Below are 14,804 nucleotides of genomic sequence, written 5' to 3'. Positions count from 1 at the left end.
ATAAATAGTACAAAAATAGATTATGACAAACAGTAAATTATTATTTAGTCTTTTATTGGCGGGATCTGTGGGCACAGTAAGTGCACAAAGTTTGAAAGATGCTAGAGCAGCCATCGAGGCTGAGAATTATGGTAAAGCGAAAACTATCCTTCAACAGTTAGTGACTAAGCAACCTAAGAATGGAGATAATTATTTCTATTTGGGTCAAATTTATTTGGTAAACGACAGAGCGGATTCTGCCGCTGCGATTTTCAACCAAGGTTTGGCTGCTGATCCAAAGGCTACAATCAACAATGTAGGTTTGGGCTATGTTGACTTAATGAAAAAGGATAAAGCGAGCGCTGAATCTAAATTCGCTTTGGCAACCGCAAAATTAGGTAAGAAAGATTATGAACCATTATTGGAAATCGGTCGTGCATATATAAAAACGCCTGAGCCCGATTATGCGAAAGCTTTGGAATATCTAACGCAAGCGAAAGAAAAAAACAAAAAAGATGTTGCAATTCCTATCGCATTAGGTGATGCATACCGTGGTTTAAAAGAAGGTTCATTGGCCTATACAAGCTATGGTGAAGCGACTGATATCGATCCAAATTCAGTACAAGCGAAAGTTGGACAGGCTGTGATCGTACGTGGTGCACAAGCTTTTGATGAAGCTATCACACAATTGGAAGCTATTGCAGCAGAGACTCCGGCTTACGCACCTACTTATCGTGAGTTGGCTGAAACATACAATCAATGGTCAAGATTACCGGGTACTTCTGATGAGAAATATGTTGAGTTAAATAAAAAAGGTGTTGAGCAATACAAAAAATATCTAGAAGTTGCGGGTGATAATTCATTGGAAGCTAAAATCCGCTACGCCGATTTCTTGGTTTATGCACGTCAATATGATGATTTGAAAGTGGTTTCTGAGGAATTAGCGAAAAACCCTTCTGTAGATCCAAAAATCTATCGTTATTTGGGTTATATCGCTTTCCAAAAAGCGAAAGATTATCCAAAAGCTTTAGAATACTTAAACCAGATGTTTAGCAAAATGGAGAAGGATCGTGTAATTCCATTGGATTATATGTATCTAGGTATGTCAGAGATTGCGGCAAATAGTCCAAAACCAGCTGCTGGCGGTGCGGATAGCACAGCTACTGCTGCTCCGGTATTAACAGCAGAGAATACTGCGAATATTCAAAAAGGTATTGCTGATATTAAAAAAGCGATTGATTTGGACAAAGAATTGTTGGGAGAAACAGCTGAGCTAGCATTTGCGAAGTACCAAGAGCAAGAATTGCAGACAGCAGCCTCTTTATTTGAATTGGTAGCTTCTTACAAAGACAACAAGACGTATTTGTTTGATGCAAACTACTATGCAGGTGAAGCTTACTACCAAATCGGTGCTAAAGAAGATGCGGCGAGTAAAAATGAAGAGCAAGTTGTTGTAAACCAGGAATTAAGAGATAAAGCGCTTGCTAATCTTCAAAAATCTCAAACTTTCTTGTCAGTAATTGAAACTACAGATAATAAGGAAGCGCAAGATAAATATTTGATTAACGCACTTTATTACAAAGCTTTTGCAGCGTTAACTGCAGATAATTTGGAGCAGCCTAAAGGTGATTTCGTGGCACCATTCCAAAAATTGATCGATACCATCAATCAACGTGGCGCGCAAGAGAAAAATAAGAACTATTTAGTCGATGCGAATACCTATATCGGTCTTTACTATTATGTGAAGCAAGATCTTCCTAAAGCGAAAGAAAGCTTCCAAAAAGTATTGGCAATAGACCCAACCAATGAAGCTGTTCAAGGATACTTAGGTGCATTGAAATAGGCTTAAGTAAAATCATTCTAAATTAGGCGCAGATAGTAATATCTGCGCCTTTTTTGTTTTGTTTTTTACCTTGGAATCTCTATATTTAGAGACAGTTACCAATATAAATTGAATTGAGATGGAGCAAGCCAATAGTATGCCGATAGACTACTTGCCTATATTTATACAGCTTCTAGTTGCTGTAGGATTTGGAGTAAGTACCATAATTATTACACATCTTATCGGGCCAAAGGTCCGTACCGAAAACAAGCTTGGGGCTTTTGAGTCGGGGATTGAAGTTGTCGGAAATGCCAGGCAGCCTTTCTCTATCAAGTATTTCTTGGTGGCTATCCTGTTTGTGATTTTTGATGTTGAAGTCATTTTCATGTACCCGTGGGCTGTAAACTTCCGGGAGATGGGATTACAAGGCTTGATTGAGATGTTTATTTTCATGGGACTGCTCTTGTTGGGCTTTATCTATGTGATCAAGAAGAAAGCATTGAATTGGGACTAAACGTCCCGTTGGTCGTTGGCTCTTTGAGTCAATGATACTTAAACCTATAAATCGACTTTTCATGAGTGATATAAAATTGGCAGAAGCTCCTCCGGGAGTAGAAGGCGCAGGTTTTTTTGCGACAAGTTTGGATAAAGCCATCGGCTTGGCCCGAGCCAACTCTTTATGGCCTTTGCCGTTCGCCACATCCTGTTGTGGTATCGAATTTATGGCAACGATGGGTTCTACTTACGATTTGGCCAGATTTGGCGCTGAACGTCCTAGTTTCTCGCCCCGTCAGGCAGATATGCTTTTGGTGATGGGGACAATCGCTAAAAAAATGGCGCCTGTATTAAGACAAGTATATATACAGATGGCCGAGCCGCGCTGGGTAATCGCTGTAGGAGCTTGCGCATCGAGTGGTGGTATTTTCGATACGTATTCTGTTCTACAAGGGATAGACGAAATCATACCGGTTGATGTGTACGTGCCTGGTTGTCCTCCCCGCCCAGAAGCAATTTTGGATGGTGTATTGCGTCTGCAGGATATTGTAAAGAATGAATCATTGAACCGGAGAAATACGCCCGAATACAAAGCGCTGCTTGAAAAGTACGGAATACATACAAATAAATAGATGATGGAAAACAGTTTTTTATTGGATAAGCTCCAAGGAAATTTTCCGGGAAAGATTAACGAAATTCAAGATGCACACAATCTATTGACCATTGTTGTTGATACGGAAGATGTAATTGATGTACTTCGTTTCTTAAAATCGAATAACGAATTGCAGTTTATTCATCTCACGGATATTACAGCGGTACATTATCCACATTTAGAAAAGGAATTTGCTGTAGTTTATCATATTCAAAGTCTCGTTCATAATATCCGAATTCGTGTGAAGGTCTTTTTGCATGGACCAAATCCTGAGATTCCAACGGCAACAGTCGTTTGGAGAGGTGCAAATTGGATGGAACGTGAAACCTTCGATTTTTTTGGTGTCAATTTTATAGGACATCCCGATTTGAGAAGAATTTTGAATGTAGATGATATGGAGGTGTTTCCAATGCGTAAGGAATATCCTTTAGAGGATCCAAATCGCGTAGATAAGAAAGATTTGTATTTCGGCCGTTAATTTATACGATATGAGCGAATTTATAAGCAAGATAACAGCTAATCAGCCTGTCTTTGATGATAATGATCCACAGGATGAGTTGATTACCCTAAATATTGGTCCCACACATCCGGCTACGCACGGTGTATTTCAGAATGTCGTGCAAATCGATGGTGAACGGATTGTTAGCGGAGTTTCCACGATTGGCTATATTCACCGTGCATTTGAGAAAATTGCTGAACATCGGCCTTTTTATCAAATTACGCCTTTGACCGATCGTCTAAATTATTGCTCGTCTCCAATCAATAATATGGGCTGGCATATGACCGTTGAAAAACTACTCAAGATCGAGATTCCTAAGCGGGTGCAGTATATGCGTGTTATCGTCATGGAGCTTGCCCGTATTGCAGATCATATTATTTGTAATGGTATTTTGGGGGTAGATACGGGGGCTTTTTCGGGCTTTTTGTATGTGATGCAGGAGCGTGAATTTATCTACGAAATCTTTGAAGAAATCTGTGGCGCTCGCCTGACAACGAACATTGGTCGTATTGGAGGCTTCGAACGTGATTTCAATGCTATAGCCTTTGAGAAAATACGTGAATTTCTAAAACGCTATCCGCCGGTATTGCAAGAGTTTGAAGAGTTGTTTGTTCGTAACCGTATTTTTATTGAGCGGACTTCAGGCGTTGCTGCTGTAACAGCAGAAGATGCACTGGATTATAGCTGGTCTGGCCCTATTTTACGGGCGACAGGTGTAGATTACGATGTGCGTGTACAGAATCCTTATTGCTCATATGAAGAATTTGATTTCGACGTACCTGTTGGCACGACAGGCGATGTATATGACCGTTTCATGGTTCGAAATGCCGAAATGTGGCAATCACTTCGCATTATAGAGCAGGCATTAGCGAAAATTGAGAAAGAGCCTAAAGGTGTCTTCCATGCAGAGGTGCCTGATTTCTATTTACCACCGAAAGAGCAGGTGTATACCAATATGGAAGCTTTAATCTACCATTTTAAAATCGTCATGGGTGAGGTGGACACACCGAAAGCCGAAGTCTATCATGCGGTCGAAGGGGCAAATGGTGAACTTGGTTTTTATCTGATTCATGACGGTGGACGGTCACCTTATCGTCTTCACTTTAGAAGACCTTCTTTTGTCAATTATCAAATGTTCGCGCCAATGAGTGCAGGAATGCTGATTTCAGATGCCATTATAAATATGAGTAGTCTTAACGTTATAGCCGGAGAATTAGATGCTTAGTGTAAAACAACATAATGAAAACGTAAACTTTTCTCCAGAATTGTTAGCCAAGTTTGGAGAAGTGGTAAGCCGTTACCCCGAAGGAAAGCAAAAATCAGGCTTATTGCCCATTTTACATCTGGTTCAGGCGGAATATGGCTGGGTAAGCGCAGATGCGATGGATAAGGTTGCTGTTTACCTGAATATATTGCCTATTGAGGTGTATGAGGTGGCAACCTTCTATACCATGTTCCTGTTGCAACCTAAAGGAAAATATGTACTGGAGATTTGTCGTACCGGACCTTGTTGTTTGGTCGGTGCAGAGCGTATCATGGGGCATTTAGAGCAAAAGCTCGGCGTAAAGGAAGGTCAGGTCACCGCTGACGGGCTTTTCTCTTGGCGGGGTGTAGAATGTTTGGCCGCCTGTGGTTTTGGACCAGTCTTACAGATCGGCCCTGAATATACATTCTATGAGAATCTGACAGAAGATAAAGTCGACGAATTGATTGATAATTTAAAAGCTAAAACAGAATAATATGGCACGTAAACTTTTGTTGACTCATATCGATGTTCCTGGCATCAATACCTTTGAGGTCTATCGACAAAAAGGTGGTTATGTTGCTGTTGAAAAAGTAGTAAAAACAATGTCTCCTGAGGATGTTGTTGAAGAGGTTAAGAAGTCCGGATTACGTGGACGTGGGGGAGCTGGTTTTCCTACGGGCATGAAATGGTCCTTTTTGGCTAAACCTGAAGGGGTGCCACGCTATTTGGTCTGTAATGCCGACGAGTCTGAACCAGGAACATTCAAAGACCGTTATTTGATGACGCACATCCCACATGCGCTCATTGAGGGAATGATTGTATCCAGCTTCGCCTTAGGAGCTCATACATCGTATATCTATGTGCGTGGAGAGATGATGCCGCAAATCAGAATTCTGGAGCGTGCCATTGCTGAAGCCAAGGAAAAAGGTTTTTTGGGTAAAAATATTTTAGGCTCGGGCTATGATCTGGAGATTTATGTTCAACCGGGAGGTGGAGCGTATATCTGTGGTGAGGAAACAGCTTTATTAGAATCTTTAGAAGGTAAACGGGGTAATCCGCGTATTAAACCGCCTTTTCCAGCGATAGCAGGTTTATATAACTGCCCGACAGTGGTGAATAATGTGGAGTCTATTGCGACCACAGTGCCCATTATCAATTTGGGCGGTGAAGAATATGCTAAAATCGGCGTGGAGCGTAGTACCGGGACAAAACTAATTTCCGCTAGCGGAAATATTGTAAAACCAGGTGTCTATGAAATCGAACTCGGTCTACCTGTGGAAGAGTTTATTTACTCGGATGAATATTGTGGTGGTATTGCCAATGGGAAACGAATGAAAGCTGTCGTAGCTGGAGGCTCTTCGGTTCCAATCCTACCCGCTAACTTGATCTTGAAAACTGCGGCAGGAAATAGCCGATTGATGACTTATGAGTCATTGGCGGATGGTGGCTTCCAGACTGGTACAATGCTTGGGTCGGGTGGTTTCATTGTATTTGATGAGGATCAATGCGTGGTGCGTAATACGTGGAACTTTGCGCGATTCTATCATCATGAAAGCTGTGGGCAGTGCTCGCCTTGTCGTGAAGGAACGGGTTGGATGGAGAAGGTGCTGCATAAGATCGAGAGTGGTCACGGCTCGATGTCAGACATTGATTTGCTGTGGGATGTGCAGCGAAAAATTGAAGGGAATACAATTTGTCCATTAGGGGATGCGGCAGCATGGCCTGTGGCAGCAGCAATAAGACATTTTAGGGATGAATTTGAATGGCATATCCTTCATCCGGAAGAGTCACAAACACGGAATTATGGACTGGCACATTATGCTGATCCTTTACAACCAATAGTATCATAATAGAAGCTGTAACGATAAATTAATTATATCATGGCAGAAGCGGAAGATGTAAAGTTTAAGGTCACCATCGATGGTATACCGGTAGAGGTTGCTCCTGGGACAAGCATATTAAATGCAGCGAGACAGATCGGTGGAGATATAGTCCCTCCGGCAATGTGTTACTACTCCAAACTGGAGGGAAGTGGCGGTAAATGCCGTACCTGTTTGGTCAAAGTCTCCAAGGGATCTGAAAAAGATCCGAGGCCGATGCCCAAACTGGTGGCTTCTTGTCGTACGACGGTGATGGACGGTATGGAAGTACAAAATATTACTTCGCCAGAGGTGGTGGAAGCAAGAAAAGGTGTTGTTGAAATCTTATTGATCAATCATCCCTTGGATTGTCCAATCTGCGATCAGGCTGGCGAATGTAAATTGCAGGATCTTGGGTATGAACACGGCAGCGCTAATACACGCTACGAATTCGATCGTCGTACCTTCGAACGTATTGATCTGGGCGATAAGATCCAATTGCATATGAACCGTTGTATCTTATGTTACCGTTGTGTTTATGTCGCCAATCAGTTGACCGACCAACGTGTACATGGTATCCTAGGAAGAGGAGATCACGCCGAAATATCGACTTATATTGAAAATGTCATCGACAATGATTTCTCCGGAAATGTTATTGATGTTTGTCCTGTGGGAGCTTTGACGGATAAAACCTTCCGTTTCAAGAACAGGGTATGGTTTACAAAGCCTGTCGATGCACATCGCGATTGTCCGACATGTTCAGGTAAAGTAACCTTATGGTATAAGGGAGAAGAAGTCATTCGGGTAACTGCTCGAAAGGATGAGTTTGGTGAAGTGGAAGAATTTATCTGTAATACCTGCCGCTTTGATCAGAAAAAAACAAGCGATTGGATTTTGGAGGAACCAACAGAAATAGATCCACATTCTGTTATTTCTGCCAATCACTACGAGTTATTTAATCCGCCAAAAGTCATTAAAGAAAATCCAATATTGCAGGAACAAAATCGGGAACAGTTAGCTAGAACGGAAAAATTGAAATAATCACAAACATGGAGTGGTCTTTTGTCATAGAAAAATTAATACTGGTGTCTGTTATTTTTGTTGTCACCCTGGTGATTGCGATGTATTCGACACTTGCTGAGCGTAAAATTGCAGGTTTTATGCAGGATCGATATGGTCCTGACCGGGCTGGTCTCTTTGGTATCTTGCAACCGCTTTGTGACGGTGGTAAATTCTTCTTTAAGGAGGAAATTATCCCTGCAGGGGCACACAAGGTACTTTTTATCTTAGGGCCTACTATTGCCATTATTACGGCCTGTATTAGCTCGGCGGTTATCCCTTGGGGACAGGAATTGCAAATTGGGGGACGGGTCGTTTCCTTGCAGGTGGCCGATGTTAATGTTGGGATATTGTATATGTTTGGTGTGATCGCATTAGGTGTATATGGTATTATGTTGGGCGGCTGGGCTTCCAATAATAAATTCTCACTTATGGGTGCTATTCGCGCTGCGTCGCAGAGCATCAGTTATGAGATCGCCATGGGACTTTCAATTATCGCTTTATTGATGGTGACACAAAGTCTCTCCTTAAAGGAAATCGTTGCGCAGCAGTCGGGTTTTGTCAATTGGAATATCTGGGCGCAGCCGCTAGGGTTTATCATTTTTATGGTCTGTGCTTTTGCCGAATGTAATCGGGTTCCTTTCGATTTACCGGAATGTGAGACAGAGCTTGTCGGTGGTTACCATACGGAGTACTCCTCCATGAAATTGGGACTCTATATGTTTTCCGAATATATTAACATGTTCGTTTCCTCTGCATTGATGGCATCACTTTATTTTGGCGGTTATAATTTCCCCTTTATGAATGATCTGGGATTGTCGGCCAATATGATCACGATCATCGGGGTAGTGGTATTCTTCATTAAAATATTGCTGTTTATCTTTTTCTTTATGTGGGTGCGTTGGACTTTACCACGTTTCCGCTACGATCAATTGATGAATCTGGGCTGGAAGATGCTGATTCCATTGGCAATTGCCAATATTGTACTCACAGGTGTATTTACATTGATTAAAGATACTTATTTCTCATAAGAAAGGACTTTTTATGCAACTAACCAATCGTAAAAAAGTAATTGAACAAAAACCGATGACATTTTCGGAAAGAATATACTTTCCGGCTATTATCAAAGGTTTGCGCATTACATTAAGGCATTTTTTTAAGAAAATTCCAACCATTAAATATCCGGAGGAAATAAGACCTTATTCGAAAAACTTCAGGGGGCAGCACTCGCTCAAACGTGATGAGGAAGGGCGTGAGCGCTGTACAGCCTGTGGATTATGTGCTTTGTCCTGCCCGGCAGAGGCGATTACAATGACTGCCGCCGAGCGGAAAAAAGGTGAAGAACATCTTTATCGCGAGGAAAAGTATGCGTCGGTATATGAAATCAATATGTTGCGTTGTATTTTCTGTGGTCTATGTGAAGAGGCCTGTCCGAAAGAAGCGATCTATCTGGATGGACCGCATGTGACAGCAGATTACCTACGTAAGGATTTTATCTATGGAAAAGATAAATTGGTAGAACCAACTTTTGATATTACCAAATTAAAGAGCTAAACCAGGAAATTATGACAGTATTTTATTTTGTAGCCTTCTTGTCTATTTTCTTTGCGCTGCTGACCATTTTTACAAAAAATCCTGTACACAGTGTACTGTATCTGGTCATTACGTTTTTTACGTTTACAATACATTATATTCTTTTGAATGCACAGTTTTTGGCTGTGGTGAATTTCATCGTATATATGGGAGCCATCATGGTGTTGTTTTTATTTGTACTGATGCTGCTCAACCTGAACAAGGATACCGAACCCATGAAATCCAATCTGGTTAAGTTTATGGGTGCTATCGCCGGTTGTTGCCTATTGGTGACTTTCTTCGGTGTATACCGCGTATTTGACATTTCTAATCCCTTAACTGTTGTTAATCCGGAAATAGGGTTGGTTAAGAATCTGGGTAAGGTGTTGTTTAACGAATTTTTGCTTCCTTTTGAGTTATCATCATTATTGTTATTGACAGCAATGATTGGAGCAATATTATTAGCTAAGAAAGAACCTAAACAAATCTAATGGAAACAGTTGTTCAACAGTTGCAGGGGGTGCCAATAAATCATTATCTGATTTTTTGTGCGATTATTTTCGTTATTGGTGTTATCGGTGTTCTTATTCGCCGTAACGTCATTATTATTATGATGTCTATTGAATTGATGCTGAATGCGGTGAATCTTCTTTTAGCTGCTTTTTCAGTGCAGCATGGCGATTCGTCAGGACAGGTCTTCGTCTTCTTTATCATGGCATTGGCTGCGGCAGAAGTTGCCGTAGGCCTAGCGATTATTATTATGGTATATCGGAATACGAAGTCTGTGGATATCGATTCCTTAAATAAACTTCGTTGGTAGAACTTAGAAATAAATACGATGAGTGAATTAGTTTGGTTGATTCCCCTTTTGCCCTTAATCGGGTTTATTGTGAACGGATTGGGTAGGAATGCCTTCTCCAAAGGTATGATAGGTGCTGTTGGCAGCGCTGTAGTGCTTATTTCTTTTGTATGCAGCTGTATTCTTTTCTCCGAAGTCTACCAAGCGAGGCAAGCTGGACAAGCAGGTATTATAGAACAACATGTATTTGACTGGATTGCGGTGGGCAATCTCAAGATCGGTCTGTCCTTTTTGGTAGACCCACTAAGTGCCATCATGCTCCTGATCGTTACAGGGATTGGTTTCCTTATCCATGTCTATTCGATTGGTTATATGCATCATGATCATGGATTTGGTAAGTTCTTCGCCTATTTGAATCTCTTTATCTTTTTTATGTTGCTATTGGTATTGGGATCCAATTACCTGGTCATGTTCATCGGCTGGGAAGGTGTAGGGCTATGTTCTTATTTATTGATCGGCTTTTGGTATAAGAATAGTTCGTATGCGAATGCGGCAAAAAAAGCATTTGTGATGAATAGAATAGGTGATTTAGGTTTTCTACTTGCGGTATTTTTAATCCTTGGAACTTTTGGATCCTTAGAATTTTCAACTGTATTTCCTGCGGCCAAGAATTTTGCTGTTGGTGATATCACAGTCGTTAGCATTACCATTTTGTTGTTTATTGCTGCAACAGGTAAATCGGCGCAGATACCTTTGTTTACTTGGTTGCCAGATGCCATGGCTGGCCCAACCCCCGTGTCGGCCCTGATTCATGCGGCAACGATGGTTACGGCCGGTATCTATATGATTGCACGTTCCAATGTACTGTTTATCCTTTCACCGTTTACCTTGCAGCTCATTTCTGTGATCGCTATTTGTACAGCCCTATTGGCTGCTGCAATAGCATTGACACAAAATGATATTAAGAAAGTATTGGCTTATTCCACCGTTTCACAATTGGGCTATATGTTTCTTGGCCTTGGTGTCGGAGCATTTACGGGAGCGTTTTTCCATGTATTGACGCATGCCTTTTTCAAAGCCTTACTATTCCTGGGGGCGGGATCTGTTATACACGGTATGAGTGAAGAACAGGATATGCGAAAAATGGGAGGCTTGAAGAAAGCAATGCCTATTACTTATCTGACGATGTTGATGGGGACAATCGCGATTGCAGGAATTCCACCCTTCTCCGGCTTCTTTTCCAAAGACGAAATATTGGCAGGGGCATTTGCTGCGAGTCCAGTTTTATGGGGTTTAGGTTTTATTGGTGCATTAATGACGGCTTTCTATATGTTCAGGATGTTGTTTATGACCTTTTCTGGAACATTCCGTGGTACGGAAGAGGAAAAGCATCATTTGCATGAATCTCCAAAGAGTATGACAGTGCCACTCATTGTTTTGGCTATACTTTCTGTGATCGGAGGAGTGATCAATTTACCAGCTGTTTTGGGTGGTAACCATTGGCTTGAGGATTTCCTGACGCCAGTGTTTTCAGAGGGAAAAGCGATAATGCCTGCAACTCATCATTTGGAACATAGTACGGAATATTTACTCATGGGCATTTCTGTTGTTGGAGTATTGATTATGGTTGCTTTGGCTTTTCATAAATACGTTAAACGACAACAGCTACAGGAAGAGGGCGAAGGTACGCGTGGTTTCTTGGGCAATCTTTCTTACCATAAGTTTTACGTGGATGAGCTCTATGATAGCATCATTGTACGTCCCATCAATTGGCTCTCGGCTTTCTTCGGAAATGTTGTGGATCAACGTGGTATTGACGGTGTTGTTAATGGTGCCGGTAAGGCAACATTTGATACGGGAAAGGTATTGCGGTTGCTGCAGAATGGTAATGTTGGTTTTTATTTATTGATGATGGTAATTGGGGTGATTGCCATTTTCATCTATGGATTGTTGAGTCTTTAATTTTGGTATAATCGATGGATAACTTGTTTTTACTTATTTTATTGCCGTTAATAAGCGCATTGATTCTAACGTTCTTAAAGACCAATGCTGCAAAGTCTATTGCCTTGATTTTATCATTACTATCTTTGGCTTTGACTATTCCGTTCGTCTGTACTTTTGACACAAATGGCGGAATGCAATTTGAACAAAATTGGCTATGGATTTCTTCCTTGCATATTCATTTTCATATCGGCGCTGATGGAATTAGCTTGCCGTTGATCTTATTGACGAATGGATTGATGCCTCTAATTATTGCTACAACCTTTAAAAAGGATTATAAAGGAAACTTTTACGCATTAATGGCTTTTATGCAAGCGGGCTTATTGCTCGTATTTATGGCCCTGGATGCTTTTACTTTTTATGTGGGTTGGGAGATTGCCTTGATACCGATTTATTTTATTTGCGCGCTTTGGGGTGAAGGAGATCGTATTCGCGTAAATTTGAAATTTTTTATTTATACTTTTTTGGGTAGCCTTTTGATGTTGATCGGTATTCTTTATCTCTATCAACAAGTGCCCAACCGTGATTTTGAATGGACCTCATTTATTGCCTTAGATTTGGGAGAAAATACGCAGCGGTGGTTATTTTGGGCATTTTTTGTTGCTTTCGCCATCAAAATACCAATTTTTCCTTTTCATACTTGGCAACCCAATACGTATACAAACGCACCTGCAGCGGGCACGATGTTGTTGGCAGGTATCATGCTCAAAATGGGGGTTTACGGTTTAATGCGTTGGCTATTGCCTATCGCACCAACTGGTGTTGCGCTGTATGGGCATTTTGCAATGATCTTATGCGTTATTGGGATCGTTTATGCTTCCATTATCGCAATTAAACAGGACGATGTGAAGCGATTGATCGCGTATTCGTCAATAGCCCACGTTGGCTTAATTAGTGCCGGTGTCTTCACATGGAATACGAATGGCCTGAGTGGAGCAACTATTCAAATGTTAAATCACGGTATTTCTGTGATCGGGCTTTTTTATGTGTTGGATATTATACAGCAGCGCACACAGACACGTAGTCTCACAGCGCTTGGCGGAATAGCAAGCAAGGCGCCTCGTTTGGCCATCTTCTTTATGATTATTTGTATGGGGGCAGTGGGTTTACCATTAACGAATGGATTCATTGGTGAGTTTTTATTATTGAAAGGCGTTTTTCAGTATGGATTTTGGTTTGCTGTTTTCGCGGGTTTAACCTTAATTCTGGGCGCAGTTTATATCCTTAGGCTTTACCAAGGAACGATGTTGGGGGAAACGACCGAAAAAACTGTACAATTTGAAGATGTAAAAGGAACGGAACTTATTGTATTGACAGTAGTCTCCGTCTTGATCCTTTATATTGGTATATTTCCTAATTTCCTATTGAACCTTTCTGCAGGTTCCGTGGAAGTTTTAAGTACATTTTTAGGCAGATAATAGATATATTTAATTGTATGGGTGCAATAATTACACTTTCGATATTAGCATTAGTCGTCCTTTATCTTGGTTTATTCAAGATGAAATCTATGCTACTGCCTGTTTCTATTCTTGGCTTCTTGGTCGCTATTGGTTTTTTATGGAATGATTGGACTTCGACCAGTGGACCGCTCTATAGTGGGATGGTTCATTTTGATCATTTTGCTATTGCTTTCTCAATCTTATGTATCGCAGTTACCTTGTGCATCTTTGTCATCTCAAAGGGCTATTTTGATGAGGAGGGACAAATTGCGGAATACTATTCCTTATTAATTTTCTCCCTTACAGGTGCTGTTCTTGTGAATAGTTATCATAATTTTTCAATGCTTTTTTTAGGTATTGAAATTATGTCTGTAGCACTTTACATTTTGGTCGGTATACGTAAAAGAGACAAAACATCAAATGAAGCTGCATTGAAGTACTTTTTGATGGGGGCTTTCTCTACGGGCTTTCTATTGTTTGGTATTGCCCTTTTGTACGGTGCCACAGGATCATTTGATTTAAGTGAAATCAAAGACTATGTTGTCAATAACCCGCAGGCAATTTCACCGTTGTTTTATGGGGGTATATTGCTTCTCATTGTAGGACTGACGTTCAAAGTGGGCGCTGTTCCCTTTCATTTTTGGACACCAGATGTTTATGATGGGGCTCCGATATTGATTACGAGTTATATGAGCACCGTGGTTAAAGTTGCTTCTTTTGCTGGATTGTTACGTTTATTCAGTTATAGTCTATTGCCTTTACAAGATTTTTGGACGCCGGTTTTCTTAGTGATCGCCATTCTCACCTTATTTGTTGGAAATATTTCTGCATTAATGCAGTCTTCCTTCAAACGTATGCTTGCTTATTCGAGCGTTTCGCATGCCGGGTATATGTTATTTGCGATTGTAGCAGTTGGGGCTACCTCGGCTAATAGTATCTTTGCTTATGGCCTTGCCTACTCTCTAGCCACCATTGTTGCTTTTACAGGATTGATCCTAGTCAAGAAAACGACCGGCTCTGAACATTTTGAAGCTTTCAATGGCCTGGGCAAACGAAATCCTTTGCTAGCATTTGCCATCACGATAGCAATGCTTTCTCTTGCGGGTATACCACTGACAGCTGGATTTATCGGTAAGTTTATGATGTTTTCTTCTGTTATGGAAAATTATCATATTGTTTTGCTTGTATTGGCTGTAATCAATGCAGGAATTGCAGTGTATTACTACTTGAAGGTTGTTGTTGCGATGTACTTTAGAGACAGTGACGAATCCTGTGTCAATGTACAGTGGAATTATTCATTTGTGTTATTCCTTGCCGTAGCGCTTACAATCTTAATTGGGGTATATCCAGACTGCCTTTTAAAATTAATATAAAGTTTCTGT

The 14,804-nt window shown here is 41.0% G+C and carries 15 protein-coding genes; all 15 read left to right on the top strand.

The annotated features are described in order from the left end of the window. Window positions 1–22: 22 nt before the first annotated feature. The 15 genes from BGP15_RS08660 (at window position 23) to BGP15_RS08590 (ending at window position 14,795) form a co-directional block, all read left to right on the top strand. Window positions 23–1,822 (top strand): tetratricopeptide repeat protein, encoded by a 1,800-nt coding sequence (locus BGP15_RS08660; RefSeq protein WP_286752821.1) that lies wholly within the window; start codon window positions 23–25, stop codon window positions 1,820–1,822. A 118-nt stretch (window positions 1,823–1,940) separates the two neighbouring features. Then, window positions 1,941–2,315: an NADH-quinone oxidoreductase subunit A gene (locus BGP15_RS08655; RefSeq protein ID WP_070560967.1), complete on the top strand. Its 375-nt coding sequence runs from the start codon at window positions 1,941–1,943 to the stop codon at window positions 2,313–2,315. A 61-nt stretch (window positions 2,316–2,376) separates the two neighbouring features. Further along, the gene (locus tag BGP15_RS08650; RefSeq protein ID WP_070560969.1) at window positions 2,377–2,928 is read left to right on the top strand and encodes an NADH-quinone oxidoreductase subunit B; all 552 of its coding nucleotides are present in this window, start codon (window positions 2,377–2,379) and stop codon (window positions 2,926–2,928) included. Then, window positions 2,929–3,426, top strand: coding sequence for an NADH-quinone oxidoreductase subunit C (locus tag BGP15_RS08645; protein ID WP_286769237.1), 498 nt, complete (start codon window positions 2,929–2,931; stop codon window positions 3,424–3,426). 10 nt (window positions 3,427–3,436) lie between these two features. Next, the gene (locus BGP15_RS08640; protein WP_070560973.1) at window positions 3,437–4,672 is read left to right on the top strand and encodes an NADH-quinone oxidoreductase subunit D; all 1,236 of its coding nucleotides are present in this window, start codon (window positions 3,437–3,439) and stop codon (window positions 4,670–4,672) included. After that, window positions 4,665–5,186, top strand: a complete 522-nt coding sequence (locus BGP15_RS08635; protein ID WP_112375107.1) for an NADH-quinone oxidoreductase subunit NuoE family protein — start codon at window positions 4,665–4,667, stop codon at window positions 5,184–5,186. The genes BGP15_RS08640 and BGP15_RS08635 overlap by 8 nt, the downstream gene beginning before the upstream one ends. 1 nt (window position 5,187) lies before the next feature. Then, a complete protein-coding gene (nuoF, locus tag BGP15_RS08630) occupies window positions 5,188–6,543 on the top strand; it encodes an NADH-quinone oxidoreductase subunit NuoF (protein ID WP_070560976.1) in 1,356 nt (451 codons plus the stop codon). Between the two features lie 30 nt (window positions 6,544–6,573). After that, window positions 6,574–7,593 carry an NADH-quinone oxidoreductase subunit G gene (locus tag BGP15_RS08625; protein WP_286752819.1) on the top strand — a complete coding sequence of 340 codons (1,020 nt, stop codon included), beginning with the start codon at window positions 6,574–6,576 and terminating at the stop codon, window positions 7,591–7,593. Window positions 7,594–7,601: 8 nt separating this feature from the next. Then, on the top strand, window positions 7,602–8,642 hold the full coding sequence (nuoH, locus tag BGP15_RS08620; protein ID WP_070560980.1) for an NADH-quinone oxidoreductase subunit NuoH: 1,041 nt from the start codon (window positions 7,602–7,604) through the stop codon (window positions 8,640–8,642). Between the two features lie 13 nt (window positions 8,643–8,655). Next, window positions 8,656–9,165, top strand: coding sequence for a NuoI/complex I 23 kDa subunit family protein (locus BGP15_RS08615; RefSeq protein ID WP_046673082.1), 510 nt, complete (start codon window positions 8,656–8,658; stop codon window positions 9,163–9,165). Window positions 9,166–9,176: 11 nt separating this feature from the next. Then, entirely contained in the window at window positions 9,177–9,674 is a 498-nt protein-coding gene (locus BGP15_RS08610) for an NADH-quinone oxidoreductase subunit J family protein (RefSeq protein ID WP_070560985.1), read from the top strand. Next, window positions 9,674–10,003 carry an NADH-quinone oxidoreductase subunit NuoK gene (nuoK, locus tag BGP15_RS08605; protein ID WP_046673084.1) on the top strand — a complete coding sequence of 110 codons (330 nt, stop codon included), beginning with the start codon at window positions 9,674–9,676 and terminating at the stop codon, window positions 10,001–10,003. The genes BGP15_RS08610 and nuoK overlap by 1 nt, the downstream gene beginning before the upstream one ends. An 18-nt stretch (window positions 10,004–10,021) precedes the next feature. Next, window positions 10,022–11,944, top strand: coding sequence for an NADH-quinone oxidoreductase subunit L (nuoL, locus tag BGP15_RS08600; protein ID WP_286769236.1), 1,923 nt, complete (start codon window positions 10,022–10,024; stop codon window positions 11,942–11,944). Between the two features lie 14 nt (window positions 11,945–11,958). After that, window positions 11,959–13,401, top strand: coding sequence for a complex I subunit 4 family protein (locus BGP15_RS08595; RefSeq protein WP_286769235.1), 1,443 nt, complete (start codon window positions 11,959–11,961; stop codon window positions 13,399–13,401). A gap of 17 nt (window positions 13,402–13,418) precedes the next feature. Beyond that, window positions 13,419–14,795, top strand: coding sequence for an NADH-quinone oxidoreductase subunit N (locus BGP15_RS08590; RefSeq protein ID WP_286769234.1), 1,377 nt, complete (start codon window positions 13,419–13,421; stop codon window positions 14,793–14,795). The last annotated feature ends 9 nt before the right edge of the window (window positions 14,796–14,804 follow it).

The sequence above is a fragment of the Sphingobacterium sp. 40-24 genome, from assembly GCF_001899705.1.
In the GTDB taxonomy this organism is placed as follows: Bacteria; Bacteroidota; Bacteroidia; order Sphingobacteriales; family Sphingobacteriaceae; genus Sphingobacterium; species Sphingobacterium multivorum.
This window is presented reverse-complemented; position numbering and strand designations above follow the sequence as displayed.